The organism is Croceicoccus ponticola (assembly GCF_004004515.1).
Classification (GTDB): Bacteria; Pseudomonadota; Alphaproteobacteria; order Sphingomonadales; family Sphingomonadaceae; genus Croceicoccus; species Croceicoccus ponticola.
In genome coordinates this window covers 95103-114939 of sequence record NZ_RXOL01000002.1, presented here as the reverse complement: position 1 = coordinate 114939, position 19837 = coordinate 95103, and the positions used below count along the sequence as shown (strand labels likewise).

18 protein-coding genes are annotated in these 19837 nt (G+C 64.0%); 15 read left to right on the top strand and 3 right to left on the bottom strand.

The features are described 5' to 3' along the window. Nucleotides 1-5 precede the first annotated feature (5 nt). From holA to EKN06_RS06530, 7 genes are all read left to right on the top strand, one after another. Nucleotides 6-1049: a DNA polymerase III subunit delta gene (gene holA / locus EKN06_RS06560; RefSeq protein WP_127612107.1), complete on the top strand. Its 1044-nt coding sequence runs from the start codon at nt 6-8 to the stop codon at nt 1047-1049. 134 nt (nt 1050-1183) lie between these two features. Beyond that, nucleotides 1184-2644 (top strand): sugar transferase, encoded by a 1461-nt coding sequence (locus EKN06_RS06555; RefSeq protein ID WP_240654649.1) that lies wholly within the window; start codon nt 1184-1186, stop codon nt 2642-2644. Nucleotides 2645-2857: 213 nt separating this feature from the next. Further along, nucleotides 2858-3022 carry a hypothetical protein gene (locus EKN06_RS15620; RefSeq protein WP_164843975.1) on the top strand — a complete coding sequence of 55 codons (165 nt, stop codon included), beginning with the start codon at nt 2858-2860 and terminating at the stop codon, nt 3020-3022. Nucleotides 3023-3110: 88 nt separating this feature from the next. Further along, on the top strand, nt 3111-4457 hold the full coding sequence (locus EKN06_RS06545) for an O-antigen ligase family protein (protein WP_164843974.1): 1347 nt from the start codon (nt 3111-3113) through the stop codon (nt 4455-4457). Next, nucleotides 4454-5149 (top strand): polysaccharide biosynthesis/export family protein, encoded by a 696-nt coding sequence (locus EKN06_RS06540; protein WP_127612104.1) that lies wholly within the window; start codon nt 4454-4456, stop codon nt 5147-5149. The genes EKN06_RS06545 and EKN06_RS06540 overlap by 4 nt, the downstream gene beginning before the upstream one ends. Before the next feature lie 73 nt (nt 5150-5222). Continuing rightward, on the top strand, nt 5223-7430 hold the full coding sequence (locus EKN06_RS06535) for a GumC family protein (RefSeq protein WP_240654648.1): 2208 nt from the start codon (nt 5223-5225) through the stop codon (nt 7428-7430). Further along, entirely contained in the window at nt 7417-8595 is a 1179-nt protein-coding gene (locus tag EKN06_RS06530) for a tetratricopeptide repeat protein (RefSeq protein WP_127612103.1), read from the top strand. The genes EKN06_RS06535 and EKN06_RS06530 overlap by 14 nt, the downstream gene beginning before the upstream one ends. A gap of 14 nt (nt 8596-8609) precedes the next feature. On the opposite strand, the gene EKN06_RS06525 is transcribed toward EKN06_RS06530, so the two are convergent. Both EKN06_RS06525 and EKN06_RS06520 read right to left on the bottom strand, forming a co-directional pair. Further along, entirely contained in the window at nt 8610-9167 is a 558-nt protein-coding gene (locus tag EKN06_RS06525) for a DapH/DapD/GlmU-related protein (protein WP_127612102.1), read from the bottom strand. Beyond that, a complete protein-coding gene (locus EKN06_RS06520) occupies nt 9167-10414 on the bottom strand; it encodes a glycosyltransferase (RefSeq protein ID WP_127612101.1) in 1248 nt (415 codons plus the stop codon). The genes EKN06_RS06525 and EKN06_RS06520 overlap by 1 nt, the downstream gene beginning before the upstream one ends. Before the next feature lie 58 nt (nt 10415-10472). Here EKN06_RS06520 and gmd point away from each other — a divergent pair, with 58 nt between their 5' ends. From gmd to EKN06_RS06480, 8 genes are read left to right on the top strand one after another with little or no spacing between them, the layout of a single operon-like run. Continuing rightward, nucleotides 10473-11543 (top strand): GDP-mannose 4,6-dehydratase, encoded by a 1071-nt coding sequence (gene gmd / locus EKN06_RS06515; protein WP_127612368.1) that lies wholly within the window; start codon nt 10473-10475, stop codon nt 11541-11543. 5 nt (nt 11544-11548) lie between these two features. Next, on the top strand, nt 11549-12376 hold the full coding sequence (locus EKN06_RS06510; RefSeq protein WP_127612100.1) for an FkbM family methyltransferase: 828 nt from the start codon (nt 11549-11551) through the stop codon (nt 12374-12376). Next, nucleotides 12373-13242: a glycosyltransferase family 2 protein gene (locus EKN06_RS06505; RefSeq protein ID WP_164843973.1), complete on the top strand. Its 870-nt coding sequence runs from the start codon at nt 12373-12375 to the stop codon at nt 13240-13242. The genes EKN06_RS06510 and EKN06_RS06505 overlap by 4 nt, the downstream gene beginning before the upstream one ends. A gap of 10 nt (nt 13243-13252) precedes the next feature. Beyond that, nucleotides 13253-13999, top strand: a complete 747-nt coding sequence (locus EKN06_RS06500; RefSeq protein WP_127612099.1) for a methyltransferase domain-containing protein — start codon at nt 13253-13255, stop codon at nt 13997-13999. A gap of 5 nt (nt 14000-14004) precedes the next feature. After that, nucleotides 14005-15021: a hypothetical protein gene (locus tag EKN06_RS15615; RefSeq protein WP_164843972.1), complete on the top strand. Its 1017-nt coding sequence runs from the start codon at nt 14005-14007 to the stop codon at nt 15019-15021. Beyond that, the gene (gene fcl, locus EKN06_RS06490) at nt 15018-15980 is read left to right on the top strand and encodes a GDP-L-fucose synthase (RefSeq protein ID WP_276317272.1); all 963 of its coding nucleotides are present in this window, start codon (nt 15018-15020) and stop codon (nt 15978-15980) included. Before EKN06_RS15615 ends, fcl begins: the two co-directional genes overlap by 4 nt. Beyond that, nucleotides 15977-17212, top strand: a complete 1236-nt coding sequence (locus EKN06_RS06485) for a WcaI family glycosyltransferase (RefSeq protein WP_127612096.1) — start codon at nt 15977-15979, stop codon at nt 17210-17212. The genes fcl and EKN06_RS06485 overlap by 4 nt, the downstream gene beginning before the upstream one ends. Next, the gene (locus EKN06_RS06480; RefSeq protein WP_127612095.1) at nt 17209-18579 is read left to right on the top strand and encodes a lipopolysaccharide biosynthesis protein; all 1371 of its coding nucleotides are present in this window, start codon (nt 17209-17211) and stop codon (nt 18577-18579) included. The genes EKN06_RS06485 and EKN06_RS06480 overlap by 4 nt, the downstream gene beginning before the upstream one ends. Here the strand turns inward: EKN06_RS06480 and EKN06_RS06475 are convergent. Then, nucleotides 18576-19817, bottom strand: a complete 1242-nt coding sequence (locus EKN06_RS06475; RefSeq protein ID WP_127612094.1) for a glycosyltransferase family 4 protein — start codon at nt 19815-19817, stop codon at nt 18576-18578. The two genes, EKN06_RS06480 and EKN06_RS06475, sit on opposite strands and share 4 nt — an antisense overlap. Between the last annotated feature and the right edge of the window lie 20 nt (nt 19818-19837).

The following is a 19837-nucleotide window of genomic DNA, read 5'->3' as shown; positions in this document are numbered from 1 at the left end:
CCGCGATGAAGGCGACCCAGCGTAATTTCGCACAGGTCGCGGCAGGCGCTGCGCGCAATGCGAAGATCTTCTTTTTCTGCGGTCCCGACGAAGCAGGAGCCCACGCCGCCGCCGCTCGAGTCATCGGCATGCTCGCCGATCCCGGAGAAAAGGTGGAGATCGACGGCGGCGAGCTGAAGCGCGATCCGGTTCGACTTGCCGACGAAACGCGTTCTACTTCCCTGTTCGGCGATAGCCGCCACATCGTCGTGCGCGCCAACGGCGAAGAGGCGCACGATGCGCTCAAGATTCTGAGCGATGCCACCGAGGCGGAACTGGCCAAGGGTTGGCCGGTGCTCGTCATCGCGACCGGGGCGACCGACAAGTCGCGAAGTGCAAAGTTGCTGGAAAAGCGCGGCGATGCCGTGGTCGCAATGTTCTACCCGCCCGATCTGTCCTCGGTCACGGCAGAGGTGCGGCGACTGGCCGATGCGTCGGGCCTGCGCATGGGTTCCGAACTCGCACAGCGCATCGCCTCGTCAGTCGGCCTCGATACGCGGATGGCGGCATCGGAGGTCACCAAGCTGGCGCTCTATCTCGATGCCGATGCACAGGCACCGCGCAATGCAACCGCAGCCGATCTCGACGCCATCGCCGCCGAAACCGAAGACGACGGGATGATGCCGCTGGTGGATGCGGTGCTTTCGGGGGAAGGGGCGAAAGTGCCGGGGGAACTGGCGCGTTTCGGGCAACTGGGTTTGAATCCTGTCGGAACCTTGCTCGCGATGGAGCGGCGGGTCGCGCAATTGGCGCAGATCGCTTCGCGCCTGGAGGGGCGCGGCGATGTCGCCGGTTTCGTCAATGGCGAAGTAAAGGCTCACCGCATCTTCTTTCGCGATCAGGCCGCCATTACCCGCCAGTTGCAATGCTGGCGGGGTGCGCGATTGGCGCGGCTGGGCGAACGGTTGATCGAACTGCACCGCGCGTTGCTGGCCGACAGCCAGGCCGCGCCACTGCTTTTTGCCGCCGGTTGCGCCCAGATCGCTCGTGCCGCCGCGGCCAGAAGCTGAGCAGTCTAAATCTCGGGATTGTGTCGCAATGCGGCATTTGGGCAAATCCGCTTGGTGTCGCGGAACCGATGCGATAACTAGGCGTTTATATTCATAAGTTTTTTCACCAAGACTGCTATAGGCTTGCAACATCCATGAATGCTTACCGGGCCCAGTTGCAAGCGCGAAGCGATGGGGACCGGTCCAACGCTCACACCATCCCCTTGCCGCCCGGCGACAGCGCCGCGATCTCGCAGAGCCCCCTTCTCAAACCCGTAGGGATACAGTCGCTGGAGAAGCGGCGGCTGCAATGTTACATAGGCATCATGCTGGCCGACATCGCGGCGGTGGTGTGGGGCTTTGCCATCGGCGGCTACGTCCTGCCACGGGACGAGAGTGTGGCGCACGCATTGCTGCAAGCGCAGATGCTAATCCCGCTGTTCCTTACCGTAGCGCTTTATAACAGCAGCTATTCGATCCGCGCCTTACGCGATAAATTCAGCGGCATTATCCTTCCTTTGCAAGCGCTTGCTGTTGCTGCGCTGGGCGTGGCGCTATTGGCTTACCTGGCGAAGACCGGTGGCGATTATTCGCGTCTCGTCTTCGTCTCCGGACTTTTGGTATCTGCGATATTCCTCGTTCCCGCGCGCCTCGCGATGTACGGTTTTGTGCGTTGGAGCTGCGGCAACCGCGTGGAAAACATCCTGGTGGTTCAAGACGGTGGCCCGCCGCTGGCGATCGACGACGCCTATCGCGTCGAAGCGCGAGCTGCGGGATTTACCCCTGTGCTCAACGATCCTGTCGCGCTCGATCATCTCAGCCGGTGGTTCGAGCCGATGGACCGGGTCATCGTCAGCTGTGCCGATGACAAGAGGTTCGCTTGGGCTCAGGCATTGAAGGGGCTCGCCGTCGAAGGCGAAGTGGTGGATCAGACGGTTTCGAGACTGGGCGCATTGGGGGCTCGGCGTTATGGCGCAAACGGATCCCTGCTTGTGTCGCACCGACCGCTCGGTTTGCGCATGCGTGCCTTGAAGCGTCTTTTCGATCTTGCGCTGACGATTCCGGCCCTCATTTTGCTGGCGCCGTTGATGATCGTTGTCGCACTGATAATTTGCTTGCAGGACGGCGGGCCTGCGTTGTTCATCCAGCGCAGAACGGGCCGTGGCAGCCGTTTTTTCAGCGTGTTCAAGTTCCGCTCGATGCGTGTCGATCAGGCAGACGCCAGCGGCGAGCAATCGGCGTCGCGCACCGATCTGCGAATCACTCCCATCGGACGTTTCATTCGCAAGACTTCGATCGATGAACTGCCGCAGCTGTTCAACGTGATAAAAGGGGACATGAGCCTTGTCGGGCCGCGCCCTCACGCCATGGGGTCACAGGCGGGCGACAAATTGTTCTGGGAAATAGACGAGCGCTACTGGCAGCGGCACACGTTGAAACCCGGACTCACCGGACTTGCGCAGATTCGCGGGCATCGCGGCGCAACGGAAAGCGAAAGCGATCTGGTCGCCCGGCTCCAGTCCGATCTCGAATATCTCGACGGCTGGACAATCTGGCGCGATATCGGGATCCTTTTGCTGACCTTGCGCGTAGTGATCCACGAGCGTGCATTTTAGCCATGGTTCTGATTTATATGGCATCTGTGAGATTGTTGTGGTTGCAATTGCTCAGTATTTCTGATTAACCAGCACAAAGGCCGGGCGCAGCTTGTCCGAAAGCCGAACACGGAGTTTACTATGCGGACCCTTAAGAACCTTACCTGTGCAGTCGCAGTCGCTGGCCTCGCCCTGAGCGGCGTTGCTCATGCAGACACTTCGCGTTCGGTTAACATGCTGCCGACCAGCTCGGTCGCAAAGCGCGGCACTGCCCCGACCGAATCGGAAAGCGAACTCGCCAATCGTCGTGGTGGTCTGGTCATCGCGATCGCAGCAGCCGCTGCTGTGGCCGTTGGCATTCTGATTGCCGTTGACGGCAAGGACAAGTCCAGCAACTGATTCGGTTTAACGCCGATTATGAGAGGCCTCGCCGTTCGGCGGGGCCTTTCTTATTGGCGCAACGACCGTTTACGGCAGTGCCATGCACATGAAATCCAATAGCCGGCACGATCGAGTCTTGCTTGCCCCGGCTGCCTTGGCCGGAGCATTCGTGGTTGCCGCAATCGTCTTGGGCGGAGGCGGTACACCAGCGCCAAGGGCTGAGTTGGCGCTTGAGGTTCTGGGCGCGATCACGCTGCTGTTCATGTTGTTCGCTGCTTCGTGGCGGACAAGGCCGGTGCCGGGCGCGATCTACGTGCTTGCTGGCGTGACGGCGATCTTGCCGATCTTGCATCTCGTACCGCTTCCGCCATCGTTGTGGCAATCACTCCCTGGGCGGGAGACTGAGATCGCCGCGCTGACCCTGATCGGTGCGCAGAACGACTGGATGCCACTTTCGTTGGTTCCGTCCGCAACGCTTGCATCGCTGTTGTCGCTCGGCCCGCCGTTGCTGGTCCTGCTGATGACCGCGAAGCTTTCTGCCGATGAACGTGCAGGGTTGCTGCCGCTGGTGGCGTGGTCCGGCCTCGCGGCGTTCATGCTCGGCGTCTTGCAGGTAACTAGCGGATCGGAACGTTTTTACCTCTATGCCGACAGCAGTGCAGGCTGGTTGACCGGTTTTCAGGCCGGGCGAAACCTTGCCGCCGACATGCTGACGATCGCGATGCTGGCATGGGCCGCAATTCAGCCGATGCGGATCTTCGGAGCAGCGGGCAGGTTCGTGGGGGCGGCCGGGATCGCGTTGCTGGCGCTGGGCGTGTTGTTTACCGGATCGCGTGCGGGTATCGCGATCATGGTCATCGTCCTTCCCCTGGCGTTCCACTTGGCGGGCACTTTTCGCGCAATTCCCCGCCGCAAGCTTCTGTTTGCCGTAGCGGGATTCTTCCTCTCGGCGGTGGGGGCTGTGATGGCGCTCCTGACATCACCTGCCGCACGACGCTCGTTGGAGCGGCTCGATTCGCTGGAATCCATACGGACCGACATCTGGGCCGATGCCTGGGCTGCGGCGCTGGCCTATTGGCCGGCGGGTGGCGGAATGGGCGGTTTCATATCGTTGTTCATGCCGTTTGAACGGCTCGAGGTGCTGGATGGTCTGCGCACCAATCGGGCCCACAACGACTACCTCGAACTGCTCATCGAAGCGGGGGCACCCGGGATGGTGCTGCTCGCCATGGCAATCGCCGTAATCGGCTGGCTCGCCTGGCGTGCGCTGCGTGCAGGTGGCCATGCGTCGCGACAGATCACGTTCGCGCTTGGAACGATCGGCGTGGTTGCGGCACACTCGCTCGTGGATTATCCCTTGCGTTCCATGTCGATAGCCTGTCTTTTTGCGATGGCTGTTGCGATGCTCTGCCCCGCTCTATCCCCCGAGTTTCGAAAAGGTCGATCAACTTGAAACAGATTGCGAATCTGCTCGTTCTGCTGGTGGCCGGAATGGCTCTGGCCGCGTGCCAGAAAACGGTCGAGAGCCGGCTCCCGTCGGGCGCCGACGCCTATACCGCGATCTCCGTCGCGCCCGAAGTGGCCCGGCCCGCCACTTATGTGTTGCGTCCGGGCGACCGCCTCAACCTCGACGTCTTTCGCGAAGAGGCGTTCAGCGCCGAAAAGCTGCTGATCGATTCGACCGGGAACGTCACCCTGCCGGTGCTCGGCACGATCCATGCCGAGGGGAAGACTTCCGATGCGCTGGCGGCGGATATTCGCGCGCGGTTGGCATCCAGCTACCTGCGCGATCCACGCGTGTCGGTCATGGTCGAGACTCCGGCGCTCGCCACCGTATCGGTGGAAGGTGAAGTGGAGCAGCCCGGCGTTTACGAGATTGCGCCCGGTTACACACTGCTGACCGCGCTGGCGCTTGCTCGCAGCCCGACCGACAACGCAAAGATGGATGAAGTGCTGATCATGCGCACGGTCGACGGGCGGCGCATGGGCGGCCGCTTCGATGCCGCGGAAATCCGCGCCGGTGCCTCGCCAGACCCGCAGATTCTGCCCGGCGACGTCGTCGTTGTCGGCTACTCGCGCACGCGCGGCGTCTTTCAGGACTTCCTGAAGACGGTCCCGCTGCTCAACGTTTTCGCATACTACTGATACCCGGCCTACTGCTATCCGGCTCGCCGCCCCGTAAAGGGAGCGGCTCGCTGACTGGAATGGAACACGACTTTTGGCAACGCTCCCCGATTCTCCGCTGAACGCAGCGCGTGCCGATTTCGGCATGCCGCCCGGCTATCCCACCGCCGGCACGAATATCAGTGCGTTCATCCGCTATGGCCTGTCTCTCGTGCGGCGGAACATCATTCCCATCGCGCTGATTCTGGCTGCCGCCGTTGCCGCCGCGGTGGTTCTGACGATGCTCGACACCCCGCGCTATACCGCGACGACGACAGTGCAGATCAACGATCAGAGCGACAAGGTTCTGGGCGATGACATGGACACCGAGGCGAACGTCAACGCCGGTTGGGATGTGGAGCGTTTTCTCAACACCCAGCTCGAAGTGCTGCGTAGCCGGGAGGTGGCCGAACGGGTTGCCAACGAACTGAACCTCTTCGAAGATCCTGCTTTTTTCGCGGCTATGGAAGTGCCGGTGCCGGACGGCGCGGCCGACGCGACATTGCGGCGTGAAGCCGTCGTCGGACTGGTGCAGGGCAGCATCGGCGTGGACCTGCCGCGCGAAACCCGTGTCGTGCGAATTTCGGTGACTAGCGCCAACCCGGAAATGTCGGCCCGCATTGCCAATGGGTTTGCGGACCAGTTCATTCAGTCGAGCCTGCAACGCCGCTATGACAGTTCGTCCTATGCCCGCAAATTCATCGCGGATCAGCTGGCCCAGTCGCGCGGACAGCTCGAAGCGTCGGAACGCGAACTGAACGCTTATGCCCGTCAGGCCGGACTGTTGCGCAATCGCGGCGCGCAGGAAGAGGGCAATTCGTCGGTCAACGGTTCGGGCAGCGTGACCATCGCCAGCCTCGACCAGTTGAACGAAGCCGCCAACCAAGCGAGCGCGACCCGCATTCAGGCCGAAGCACGCTGGCGCGCCGAAGAGGCGCAGGCTCCGCTCTCCTCCCCCACGGTCTTGGCCAACCCCACGGTGCAGCAGCTGATGACCGATCGGGCTCGCGTCGACGCAAAGATACAGACGCTGCGCGCCCGCTATCTCGACGATTATCCCGAAATCGTTCAGCTTGAGGCAGAACGCACGTCGATCAACCAACAGTTGCAGTCGGTCGCCCGTTCGGTGCGCGACGGCATTCGTTCGGAATATCTTGGCGCACAGACGGCAGAGCGCCGCCTGCGCGATCAGGTCGGCACCCTTCAGGGTGAAACGCTGGCCGAACAGGATCGTTCGGTGCGTTACAACACGCTGGCGCGCGAAGCCGACACCAACCGTTCGATCTATGACGGATTGCTGCAGCGTTATCGCGAGCTCAATGCATCGGCCGGCATCTCGACCAGCAACCTGTCGATCGTCGACAAGGCGCAGGTGCCTCGTTCGCCGTCTTCGCCGAACCTGATCAAGAACCTGATGATCGCAATTCTGCTCGGCCTGATGGCAGCAGCCGCGTTCATCCTGTTGCGCGACCAGTTGGACGACACGATCCGGGTGCCCGAGGATGTCGAGGCCAAGATGCACATGCCTCTGCTGGGCGTGGTCCCGACATCGCAGGATGACAATCCGACAAACGAGCTGCTCGACCCCAAGTCGCCCATGTCCGAAGCCTACAACTCGTTGCGTGGCGCGCTCATGTACTCGACGGCAAACGGGCTGCCCCGCATCCTGCAGGTCACCAGTTCGCAACCGGGCGAAGGCAAGAGCACCAGCAGCAACGCGATCGCGCGCGGTTTCGCCCGGATGGGCAAGCGGGTCGTGTTGATCGATGCCGATCTTCGCCGTCCGTCGGAACACAAGCATCACAACCTGCCGAACGACCGTGGTCTGTCGGACCTGCTGACAGGCGCCCGCGAACTCGATGCCACGATCATGCACGAGGTCGCGCCCAACCTTTACGTCATCACGTCCGGTCCCATCCCGCCAAGCCCGACCGAGCTGTTGAGCGGACCGCGTTTCGCACACCTGCTCGAACAGCTTTCGGCGCAGTTCGACTGCGTGGTGATCGACAGCCCGCCGGTACTGGGCCTCGCCGATGCCCCGGTCATGAGCGCGCTGGCCGATGGCGTGGTCTTCGTGGTGGAGGCATCGCGCAGTCGCAGCGGCATGCTCAAGACCGCTGTTCGACGCTTGCGGGCGATGAACCCGGTCATCCTGGGTGCGGTGCTGACCAAGTTCGATCCGGCAGCGGGTGCGAACCGGTACTCCGAATATTACGGTTACGAGTACTATCGCTATTCGAACGCGGACGATGCCAAAGCCTGATCAAGCCCAGCAGAGGTCGCAAGGCAAACCACGCGCCGTCGCGCGCTGGGGCCTTGCGGCGCTGACCCTTGCCTATTGCGTCGCCGCGTTTGGCAGCGCGATGGATCGGACCAGCGAAAGGACGCTGGCCGCCCAAGCCTCCGTTCCGGGGCCGTTCCGTGCTTTCGCCGACATCGCGCAGGCCCGGCTTGCGCTCAATTCGCAGGCGGCCGACCAGGGTCTTGACGCCGCGGCCCGGGCGATACGTTCGCGACCTATCGACGCGGCGGGTCCTTCGTTACTGGGCACGGCGCTGGCGCTGAAGGGCGATCTGGCGGGAGCTGACGCCGCATTCCGGGTGGCGGCGGCCGGCGGATGGCGCGACCCGATGACGCAGATCTACTGGGCAAACGAATCGATCCGCTCAGGCGACTGGGATCTTGCGGCTTCGCGGGTTGACGCGCTCATGCGGGCCCATCCGCGTCTGCCGGGCATCGACGAATTTCGCGCGCAGCTGGAAAACGATCCTCGCGGGCTCGAAGCGCTGGCGCAACTCATCGCTCGGCACCCACCTTGGCTGCAAAGCTATCTCAGTGTCGACACCAGCATGCCCGCAGACATGCTGGTGCAGCGCGGATTGGTTATGGAGCGGGCCGGCGCGCTTTCCGGTCCGGCCGGGTGTGAACTGGTGCGCACTTTGACGGCGACCTTGCTGCAATTGGGCAAAGGCGCCGCAGCGGATCGCGTCTGGCGAGCCCATTGCCCCGCCGCGACGGGACTGGCCAAGCTTGGGTCCGGACAGACATCGGGCGGGTTCGGACAATCCGATGATCCGTTCGGTTGGCAGCGGGTGCCCGGCGGCGAAGTGCGCTACACGGTCGAGGGCGATGGCCGCGCGGTCACGGTCGAAAACCTGTCGCCAAGCGCGCAACTCGTCGCCAGCCGCCCCTATGCGGTCGATCCCGGCGCGGTGACGCTGACTTGGGATGCGCGCGATGCGGACGGGGATCGCAGCGACAAGATCGACCTTTCGCTCGATTGCGGGGTGCCGACGCGCCCACCATTTGGCGGCGCGACATCACGCACGGTCACTGCGGGCGAGTGCGGTGTGAAGACGGTCGGGATCTGGGTGGCCAGCGGATCGGGACCGGTGACCGTGCGATCGATTGCGGCAAAACCACGCTAGAGGCGGCCTGCCGTTCAGCCCTGACGTGACCGGACCGCTTCGGCCGGATTGCCGCGATAGATCGTTTGCGGATCGGCATCGCTGAACAGAGCGCCGCGCGCCGCCAGCACCGCTCCGTCGCCTATCGTCACGCCCGGTCCGACAAAGGCCTCTGCCGCAATCCAGCATCCCGCGCCGATGGTGATGGGCCGCAGGATAAGCTGGAAATCGGCGCTGCGAACGTCGTGGCTGCTGGCGCAGACGTGGGCGCGTTGCGACACGACCGCGCGCGCGCCGATGCGGATGTGCCCCTGATTATATAGGATGGCACCCGGGCCGATCAGCGTGTTGGCCCCCAGCGACAGGTTGCGCGGGTGCCAGATGCGGACGCTTGCGTGCACGCGTGCCCCGTGCGCGACGTCGGCCCCGAACAAGCGCAGCACCAGCCGCCTCCAGCCATGCAGCGGTGGCGGCGTAAACCGGCAAAGCACCAGCCATGCCGCCATCCAGACGACGCGGAATAACCGGTTGCCGAGCGAAAAGCTGGCTCCACCTTCGAGCGGCTTGCTGCGATTTGCGTCGAGAACGTCCATCAATCGGCAGGACTACGCGATTTCAACGCGGTATAGAAGCCGGCCCAGCGCAAAGCGATATCCCGACCCGAAAACGGACCGCCGGCCAGCGCCAGCGCCGCGTCCTGCATCGTGCGCCAGCCAGAGGCATCGAGCGCGAGCGCTCTTTCCAGTGCGGCGGCAACCGTCCCCTCGTCCATGCCGCAGTCGATTGCTGCCCCGGTCGCAAAGCCCGCTGGCAGGTTGCATTCGCTGCTCATCAGGGTGGGTGCGCCCGCCGCCCAAGCCTCGAGAATGGCCATCGGCAGGCCTTCGCTCAACGAAGGCAGCGCGACGAAACGGCTGCGCGCCAGCAGATCCGCTTTCGCCTGGCCATAAATGGGTCCGATATATTCGATGGTGCCCGGTGCATGGGAAAGCGAGGCGCGAAGGTCGGCGACGTGCGCGTCATCACCCCAACCCGCCAGCGTCAGCCGCGCGCCCTCGGGCAAAGCGCCCCGCGCATACAGCGCCGACCATGCGGCAATCAGCGAAGCAAGGTTCTTCTTGGGATGAATGCGGCCCACGAACGATACTTGCGGCCCACGGACCCGGTTCGCTTTGATTGCCAATGGCGGGGCCGGGTTGGCAATCACCACCGACTTGTCCTCGCCGCACTCTCGCGCGATATCCGCCGCTTCGCGTTCGGTCAGCGCGTGGAAGGCGGTTGCGCGCGCCCAGCTGCGCCGTTCGTATCCCGCGCGAGCCAATGCCTTTTTCAACTTGCCGCGCCCGGTGATCCAGGGATCGAGCATTCCGTGCGGCGAAATCGCATAAGCCTTGCCCGTCCGCGCCGCCCAAATGGAGCCGGCTGCCGAAGGATACATCCAGATGCCGTGCAGGTGCAGGGTATCGAGCCTTGCGGCGAGAAGCGCATCGACCAAACCGGGTGCGAAACCGATCTGGCGCGGGCCTTTGACCGGCAGGACGGTGACTTCGCATCCGGGAAAACGGTCGCGGTCCTGCGCGCTGAATTCATCCTCCAGCGCAAAGATCGCCGGCACCGCCCCCTGATCGCGCAGCAGCACCGCATGCGCGGCGACCGCTTCGAACACTCCGCCGCCCAACCTAGACGCGCTGGCCGTCAACAGGCCGATCCGCGCGCCGTTCAGGGGAAATGCCGGATTCTGAACCAATTGACGATACCGCTCCGAACCGGATGGATAGCCACGCAATTTTCGTGCGGCATTTTTCGCGATGAAGCTGAAATTGCTGGTTGCAACCTTCATGCCCACGCCTCTAAGTGCCGCGACTTACAACGAATTTCGGAATAGAGAAAGCATCGTTATGGATGACAGGCGCAAGGTCGCACTGATTACCGGTGTAACCGGGCAGGACGGTGCATACCTTGCCGAGCTGCTGCTGGAAAAGGGTTATGTGGTCCACGGCATGAAGCGGCGTTCGTCGTCGTTCAACACCGGCCGGATCGAAGACATCTATCAGGACCCGCACGAGGCCGAGCGGCGCTTTCATCTCCATTACGGCGACATGACCGATGCCACGAACCTGATCCGTATCGTGCAGGAAACCCAACCGGACGAAATCTACAATCTTGCCGCGCAAAGCCATGTGCAGGTGAGCTTCGAGACGCCAGAATATACCGCCAATGCCGACGGCATCGGAACGCTTCGCCTGCTTGAGGCGATCCGCATCCTGGGCATGGAGAAAAAGACCCGGTTCTATCAGGCTTCGACGTCTGAACTGTACGGTCTGGTGCAGGAAGTGCCGCAGCGCGAAACGACGCCGTTCTACCCGCGCAGCCCTTATGGCGCGGCCAAGCTCTATGCCTACTGGATCGTGGTCAACTACCGCGAAGCCTATGGCATGTATGCCTGCAACGGCATCCTGTTCAACCACGAAAGCCCCCTGCGCGGCGAAACTTTCGTGACGCGCAAGATCACCCGCGCCGCTGCCGCGATCAAGCTGGGGCGGCAGGACCGGCTCTATCTCGGCAATCTCGATGCCAAGCGCGACTGGGGGCATGCCCGCGAATACGTGCGCGGCATGTGGATGATGCTGCAACAGGACGAGCCGGAGGATTTCGTGCTGGCGACGGGCGAGACGACCGAAGTGCGCGACTTCGTGCGCTGGGCGTTCGAGGATGCCGGCATCATGCTCGATTTCCGGGGCGAGGGCGTCGACGAAAAGGCCTATTGCCGCGAAACAGGCAAGTGCATCGTCGAAGTCGATCCCCGCTATTTCCGCCCGACCGAGGTTGAGCTTCTGCTCGGCGATCCGGCCAAGGCGCACCAGAAGCTGGGCTGGCGGCACGAAACCAGCGTTCGTGAACTCGCCCGCGAAATGGTCGAAGCCGACCTCAGGACGATGCGCGATGCGCCCATCGCGAACGGAGACTGACGGCGGTGGCCGACCTGCGGAGCATCGTTCGTAACTTCGCGATCGATCGCGGTTATTACGTATCGCGTTCGACCCCCGCTGACGATGTGCGCCGACTGCTCGCCCGTCTTGCGCCGGTGACGACATCCGTCCCGCTCATCCGGATGGGCGGCGCGGCCGATGGCGGCTATCTGGTGCCGGACGATTTCGATGGCATCGTCGCCTGTTTCTCGCCCGGTGTCGATCAGATCTCCGAATTCGAAGGGGCGGTCGCCGCACGCGGCATTCCCTGTTTCCTTGCCGATGCATCGGTCGATGGGCCGGCGGAAAACAATCCGTTGTTCGATTTCGAAAAGAAGTTCCTCGGCGCGGTGGACGGCGGCCAGACGGTGCGGCTCGATACATGGGTCAACGACAAGATGCCAGGGCCGGGCGATCTGCTCCTTCAGATCGATATCGAAGGCCATGAATGGCCGGTGCTGTTGAGCACGCCTGTCGACGTGCTTGCCCGCTTTCGCGTCATAGTGCTCGAAATCCATGGACTTCCCGACGCGTTCAACCCCACCGCGTTCGTCGCTCTCGACAGTGCGATCCAATTGTTGGGAAGCCTGTTCCACGTGGTGCACGCGCACCCGAACAACGCGCTTCCGGCAGTGAACCTGGCGGGGATGGACATACCCAGCTTCGTCGAAGTTACCTTGCTGCGCAAGGACCGGGCCGACGTGCTGGGCATGGCGGCCGGGTTTCCGCACCCGCTCGATGCCACGAACGTGGCGAGCCTTCCGGACTATGTCCTGCCCGCGTCCATGCAGGCGTCCGCCGCCCGCGCGACAGGGGGGAGCGATCGGATTTGACCGGACTCGATCCGCTTGCCGCGCCAGCCGACGCGCGCATCGCGGTCATCATGACGTGCCACAACCGTCGTGACCTGACGCAGGCGTGCCTCCTCGCCCTGCGCGGACAGCACGGTTTCAGGGCCGAGGATCTCTTTCTGGTCGACGACGGGTCCGACGACGGCACCGGCGACATGGTCCGCGCGATATTGCCGGGTGCACATGTCATCGAAGGCGACGGTTCGCTGTTCTGGAACGGCGGCATGCGGCTGGCTTGGGACACGGCGGCAAATGCGGGCAAGCGCTACGATTTCTATCTGTGGCTCAATGACGATGTCATCTTGGCCGAAGACGCGCTGGCCATGCTGGTCGCCGATGCCGATGCCACCGTGGCTCGCGACGGTGCGGTGATCGTGGCGGGCGCGATGCACGAACCGGGCGATCCGCAGACGATCACATACGGTGCGCAGCGGCGACCCGATCCACGCCGTCGCTTTCGGCTGCAAGTCATGCAACCAGTCGGCACGCCGCAACCGGCCGTGGCGGTCAGCGGGAACGTGGTCCTTGTTTCTGCGGCGGCGCATGCGCGTCTTGGCAACCTGACCGACAGGCTGGTGCATATCTTCGGCGATCTCGATTACGGGTTCCGCGCCGTGGCCGCCGGCATTCCGGTCGTCCTTGCCAGCCGCGTGGCCGGAAGTTGCGCAGCAAACGACGACAGCGGGTCGGCGCCGCGCAAGCCGCTGTTCGCGCGCATCCGAGCCGCCCATAAACAGGCGAACAAACTTCACGCCCGCGACTGGCGCCGTTTCGTCGCGCTTCATGCCGGCCCGGTCGAAAGGCTGTCCCATTGGCTGGCGCCTTATCTGCGCGCCCTGAAATCATGAGGTTCCCCCGATGACCTACCCCGCCCAATGGCACCAGACCTATGGCGACAAGACGGGCGCTTCGGCCCGCGCGATCCTGCCGCCGCTGCTGCGGTTGTTCGATGCGCACTCGCTGCTCGAAGTCGGCTGCGGCAACGGACACTGGACCCAGTCGGCACGCGATGTCGGGATCGACGACTACAACGTGGTCGACGGCCCGTGGAACAACCGCGAACACCTGTTGGTCGAAAACGACCGCTTCATCGAAGCCAACCTGTCCGTGCCGCTGAAGCTTGGCCGCCGATATGACATGGCGATCTGTCTCGAAGTTGCCGAACACGTGCAGCAGGCCAGCGCCGCCACGCTTGTCGCATCGCTGTGCGACGCGGCGGACGTGGTTCTATTCGGCGCGGCCATCCCCTTGCAGGGCGGCTATGGCCACATCAACGAACAGTGGCCAAGCTGGTGGCGCGACCTGTTCGCGGCCCGCGGGTACCGTGCGTTCGATCTGGTTCGCCCGCGGCACTGGGACGATGCATCGATCCATTACTGGTATCGGCAGAACACGTTCGTCTACGTGCGCGAAAGCGATGCCGCGGCGCTGGCCACCGCGCAGGAGGCCGAGCGGGAGAGTGGCGGCGCACTGGCGCTGTTCGACGCCGTCCATCCCGAAAAATATATCGAGATGGCATCCTACGAATCGATTGCGATGAAGAAACTGCTGCGCCGCCTGCCGGGCTGGGCGCTGCGCCGAATCGGGATCGGCGGCGGGGACTGACGCGCGTGGCCGCGACGATCATCGCGACGTGGTTCGTTGGCGACACGGCCGAGGATGCGACCTTTTTCCCGCAGGTCGTGTCCCGTTCGGACGATGCCGGCGCGCAGGCGGTCTATTGGCGTTGCACGGTCGCGTTCTATGCCAGTTCCCTGGCGGTCAATCCCGATGCCCGGCACGTCTTCTATACCAACGGACCCGTCCCCGTGATCGACGGTTTCGATTGCCGCGCCGCGCTTGAACGGTGGGGGGTGGAGATCGTGACCCTGCCGATCAGCTGGCGACTTCCGCGAGGCAGTGTCGGCAGTTGGGGTAACCAGTTCTATGTCTTTGACGTAATTGCCCATGTCGCCGCGTCGGACGGCGACGATCGCCTGATCCTGCTCGACAGCGATTGCATCTGGCGGCAACCGGTCGGCGGACTCGAAGCGGCGATCGACCGGCATGGCGCGCTCACCTATGAACTGGGCCACGACGAACATCCCGAAGGCGAAGCGATCAACGGGCTGACGCGCGAAGGGCTGGCCTCTTTCGTGGCGCGCCATGGCGGCGAGGTGCGGTCAAAGCGCGCTTATTTTGGCGGCGAAATCTATGCTGCCAGTGCCGAAACGAACCGCCGGGTGGCGGAACTGGCGCGCAAGCTATGGCCCGATGTCGTCGCGCAGGCCGACGACAGCCCGCGAGAAGAGGCGCACCTGTTGTCCGCGATCTATGCCCTGCTCGATATCGCGCCGGGCACCGCGAACGCGTTCATCCGTCGGATGTGGACCACTTTCCGGCACAACAACCTGCGCGACGCGGACGCGGACCTTGCCATCTGGCACCTTCCTGCCGAAAAGCGTACCGGCTTTGCCGACCTGTTTGCGGCCATCATCGTTTCATCTTCGGGCGATCCGCGTGTCGATGCCGGCGCGATGGGTTTGACAGAGCCGACATATCGTCGCCTGTTCGGCTTTCCGCGCCGCTACCCAAGAAAGTTCGCCCGCGACCTTACCTTGAAGATCATGGAGAAAATCCGCTCGTGACCGATGCCCTTTACGATCTGACCGGCAAGCGCGTCTATGTCGCGGGGCATCGCGGCATGGTCGGTTCCGCCATCGTTCGCCGGTTACAGCGCGAAGGATGCGAGATCCTGACCGCCGACCGCGCGGTGGACTTGCGCGAACAGGCGCCGGTTCGCGACTGGTTCGCCGCCAATCGGCCCGACGCGGTGTTCCTTGCCGCCGCCCGCGTTGGCGGGATCGACGCGAACGACCGTTACCCGGCGCAGTTCCTGTACGACAACCTGATGATCGAGGCGAACGTCATCGACGCGGCCGCGCAGTTCGGCACTTCGAGACTGTTGTTCCTCGGTTCGTCGTGCATCTATCCGCGCATGGCGCCACAGCCGATTGTCGAGGATGCGCTGCTGACCGGCCCGCTTGAACCTACCAACGAATGGTACGCAATTGCGAAAATCGCAGGCATCAAGCTGTGTCAGGCTTATCGCCGCGAATACGATTGCGATTTCATCAGCGCTATGCCGACCAATCTTTATGGCCCCGGCGACAATTTCGATCTTGCCACCAGCCACGTCATGCCCGCCCTGATCCGCAAGGCGCACGAAGCGAAACTGGCCGGCGATGCCGCGCTGCCGGTGTGGGGTTCGGGCAAGCCGCTGCGCGAATTCCTGCATGTCGACGACATGGCCGATGCCTGTGTCTTCCTGATGCGGCACTATTCCGGCGAAAGCCATGTCAACGTCGGCTATGGTGAAGACATCTCGATCGCCGACCTTGCCCGGACCGTGGCGAAAGCCGTCGGGTTTGCCGGCGACATCGCGTTCGATGCGACGAAGCCCGACGGCACCCCGCGCAAGCTGATGGACAGCAGCCTGCTGCGCGGCATGGGGTGGCGGCCTTCGGTCGATCTGGAAACGGGCATCGCGGGTGCCTACGCCCATTTCCTGGAGGGTGGCGCGAGGACCGTGTCGCTATCGCAGTGAACGGGCGGACAAGCCCGCGCCTGTTGATCGTCGGTCTCAACTACGCGCCCGAACTGGTCGGCATCGGCCCCTATACGACCGGGCTGGCAGAAGGGCTGGTCCAGCGCGGCTGGACGGTCGATGCCGTGGTCGGCCAACCCTATTACCCGCAATGGGCGCGCCATCCCGATGCGGCGCGCGGCTGGTCGCACACGCGCGAAGGCGGGGTCGGCGTGACCCGATGCCCGCATTACATCCCTGCCGATCCCAGCGGTCCGAAGCGTCTGGTCCACCATGCCAGCTTTGCCGCGTCTGCCTTTGCCCCCGCGCTGCGCCGGGCGCGGGCCACGCGTCCCGATTTTGTCCTTGCGGTTGCTCCATCGTTGCTCAGCGTCCCGATAGCGCGACTGGCGGCGCGGGCGGCGGGGGCGAAACTGTGGGTCCACCTTCAGGATTTCGAAGTCGATGCCGCCTTTGCCACCGGCCTGTTGAAGGAAGGCGCGAAGACCGCGGGCGCGGCGCGTCGCGCCGAACGCGCGATCCTCAATTCCGCCGACCTGCTCACCACGATCAGCGAGCCGATGGCACAGGGCTTGCGGCGGCGCACGACCGGCACCGACGTGGCCATCGTTCGCAACTGGGCGAACCACATGGAAAGCGTGGCCGACGCTTCGGGCGATGCCTATCGCCGCGAATGGGGCCTAGGCGAACGGCGCGTCGCGCTCTACTCCGGCAATATCGGCAACAAGCAGGGGCTGGAAATCGTGATCGAGGCGGCAAAGCGCCTGCGTCATCGCGAAGACCTCGTCTTCGTCGTGTGCGGGAACGGGCCCAACAGGGCGCGGCTCGAAGCGCAGGGTGCGGGGCTTGCGAACTTGTTGTTCCACGATCTGCAACCGGCGGAACGGGTTGGCGAACTGCTGCGATTGGCCGACATCCACCTGCTGCCCCAGCTTCCAGGCGCGGCGGACCTGGTGCTGCCGTCCAAATTGACCAACATGCTCGCTTCGTCCCGGCCAACCGTGGCCACGGCGGACGCCGGAACCGGGCTGGCCGTCGAGGTCGAAGGATGCGGCCTCATCGTTGCGCCGCAGGATGTGTCGGCCTTTGCCGCCGCCATCGAACGGTTATGCGATGATCCGGCATTGGCCAAAGATCTGGGTCAGCGGGCGGGCCGCCGGGCGCGCGAACGCTGGTCGCGCGATGCCATCGTTGCCGAGGCCGATGCCTTGCTGCGGGAGCGTATCGCTTGAACTGGCGCGACCGCATCTTCGGTGCCGGACTGGTCAGCAATATCGGCGCGAACGGCTTCGGCCTGCTGGTGCAGGTCTTCATCCAGCTCGCCTCGGTCCCCATCCTCGCCCATTCATGGGGGCTGGAAACCTATGGCGTCTGGCTCATCCTGCTGACCATCCCGGCGTGGCTTGGTAGCGGCGATCTGGGGTTTCAAGGTGTCGCCGCCAACGAAATGACGGCGCAGGTCGCCCGCGGCGAACGGGCCGAAGCGCTGGCGACCTTTCATTCGCTGGCCACGTTGACCGCGATTGTCGTCGTCGTGCTGCTGGCTATTGGTGTGCTGCTCGTGGCGGGGCCGCTGGCGCATCTGCTGTCGTTTGCCGATGGGGCGAGCGGCGGGCATGCGACGACGGTCGCGTTGCTGATGCTCGGCTATGGCCTGTTGAACCTCGTCAACGGGCTGGCCAATGCGGCGCTGCGCGCGACGGGCGCCTATTCCAAATATACCCATGCGATCGCCGCCGCGATCCTGGCGGAGAACATCGCCGTCATCGCAGTCGCCCTGTCGGGAGGCGGCCTGCTGAACGCAGTCATCGCCTATGCCTCCCTGCGCGCGGTGGCGACGGTGCTGCTCTGGCTGGTGGTGCGTGGCCATGCGCGCTGGCTGCTCTCGGGTCCGTGGCATGCCTCTCTTGCACGGCTGAAGGGGATGGCGCGTCCCGCCGCTGCGCTGGCCATCATGCCGCTCAGCTTCACGCTTTCAATCCAGTCGATGGCCCCGGTCATTGCCGCCGCGTCCAGCGTGGCGATGGTGCCGCTGTTCACCTCGGTCCGGACGCTGACCCGATTTGCGGTGCAGGTGACGGCTATCGTCAGCAATGCAATCATGCCGAACTTTACGGTTGCGGTCGCGCAGCGCGACACGGCGCGTCAGGCGGATCTGGCCGCGCTGACCGTGGTGACGAGCGCGGTCGCGCTGATCCCCGCGTTTGTCGGGCTGGCCCTGCTCGGCCCCTGGTTCATGGAGACATGGACAGGCGGTGCGATCGATCCGCCCTATTGGCTGATCCTCGCTCTTGCCGGTGCGATGCTGGCCAATGGCACGTGGCTGCCGCTGTCGAACCTGCTCATCGCGGTGAACCGGCACGAAAGCTTCACTTACGTTTTCCTCGCCCTGTCGGCTTGCGCATTGGGGCTGGCCTATCTGCTGGTGCGCGAAATGGGCGTGACGGGTGCGGGCGTGGCGGTGCTCATGCTCGAACTCTGCATGCTTGGTTGGATCGTACGGCAGGTCCGGCGTCAGGACATGCTGGCGGGATCGTCGCTGCGGGCCGCACCGGGCCGGACGCTGGCGATGATGCGCGCAAGGTTCGATTTGCGCTAGATGTTAAGGTCGGCCAGCAGCGTCGCGACACCGTCGCGATAACGCGCAAACGAACGTCTGCCAGCCTCATCCTGCGCTGCGCTGCGCATGGCATTGAGCCTGTCGCGGTCGTGGATCAGCGCGAGCATCGCATCCAGCACGAGATCGGTCCGCGGTTCGTCCAGCACGATGCCGGTGCGGTTCGTGGCGACGACATCGCCGCGCCGTGTCTGGATCAGCGCCATGCCCGATGCGAGCGCTTCGTGCAGGACCAGACCGCCGCCTTCGAAATGGCTGGGAAACAGCAGGACGTGATGGTCCTGCATCAAACGCGGCATGTCCCGGCGCGGCACTTGCGGGATCAGCGTCACGCGGTCTGTGTATCGCGCAAAGATGCTCGGCTCGATGTCGAGATCGCCGACAAGGGTCAGTTCCGCCTGCGAACGCGGGATGGCAGCAATCGCCTCGAGCGCATGGTGAATGCCCTTTGCGGGCCAAAGCCGGCCCGAAAACAGGAACCTGACTGGCATTTCGTCGGCCAGCGGCGCTGGCGGGGGCTGCGACCCGAACAGGTGCTCGTCATAGCAATAGGGCAGGACGCGAACTTTACCGGCATTGGCGGGGGAGTGTTCGCGCAAGGTCTGCGCGCAGAAATCGCTGCCGCACACGATGGCGTCGGCAAGCGCATATTCCGCCTCGTCCTGCTCGATCCGCGCATCGTCGATCGTTTCGCTGCGCGATCGGAACCATTCGCCGTGCGTTGCGCGCAATTCGGCCTGAATGGCGATGAAGGTCCGCATGTCAGGCGTCGTCCGGTCGAGGATGAGCCGCCGCCCGCTACCTTGTTCCTGTTCGAACAGTTGGCGGGACACGCCGTCGAAACCCCAGAAAGCGGTGAGGTCTTGGCTGGAACTAACCAACCGGGCGAGCGATCTGGAAAAACGACGATTGCCCCTCGCGTCGAGCGCGCGGGCCATGCCATGCGCGCCAGCCCTGCGCGCTGCGCGTTCGGCCCATTCGTAAAAGCCGAAAGTGTGGACTAGCGCAGGGTCGAGTCCGGGATGGGCGAAGCGTCCGAATTCGTGCGTGAGCCTGCGCTTCATCCCGCCGGGCGCAAATCGTTCGAGGACGTAGGGAAAGCGATCCGGCCGATAAAAGATGCTGGTCGCAAACCATGCCAGCCGGCCAAGATCCTGCAACGCGTTGGCCGTTTGCCAGCTGTGTTGCGTGCCCGGGTGGAACACGCCGACGTTGTTCATGCGATCGGGCTTTGGCAACA

What these genes read in the sequence shown, in the direction of transcription:
- holA (WP_127612107.1), top strand. Translation starts at nt 6, where the DNA reads ATGAAGGCGACCCAGCGTAATTTCGCACAGGTCGCGGCAGGCGCTGCG.
- EKN06_RS06555 (WP_240654649.1), top strand. Translation starts at nt 1,184, where the DNA reads ATGAATGCTTACCGGGCCCAGTTGCAAGCGCGAAGCGATGGGGACCGG.
- EKN06_RS15620 (WP_164843975.1), top strand. Translation starts at nt 2,858, where the DNA reads ATGCTGCCGACCAGCTCGGTCGCAAAGCGCGGCACTGCCCCGACCGAA.
- EKN06_RS06545 (WP_164843974.1), top strand. Translation starts at nt 3,111, where the DNA reads ATGAAATCCAATAGCCGGCACGATCGAGTCTTGCTTGCCCCGGCTGCC.
- EKN06_RS06530 (WP_127612103.1), top strand. Translation starts at nt 7,417, where the DNA reads ATGCCAAAGCCTGATCAAGCCCAGCAGAGGTCGCAAGGCAAACCACGC.
- EKN06_RS06525 (WP_127612102.1), bottom strand. Translation starts at nt 9,167, where the DNA reads ATGGACGTTCTCGACGCAAATCGCAGCAAGCCGCTCGAAGGTGGAGCC.
- EKN06_RS06520 (WP_127612101.1), bottom strand. Translation starts at nt 10,414, where the DNA reads ATGAAGGTTGCAACCAGCAATTTCAGCTTCATCGCGAAAAATGCCGCA.
- gmd (WP_127612368.1), top strand. Translation starts at nt 10,473, where the DNA reads ATGGATGACAGGCGCAAGGTCGCACTGATTACCGGTGTAACCGGGCAG.
- EKN06_RS06500 (WP_127612099.1), top strand. Translation starts at nt 13,253, where the DNA reads ATGACCTACCCCGCCCAATGGCACCAGACCTATGGCGACAAGACGGGC.
- EKN06_RS06475 (WP_127612094.1), bottom strand. Translation starts at nt 19,817, where the DNA reads ATGAACAACGTCGGCGTGTTCCACCCGGGCACGCAACACAGCTGGCAA.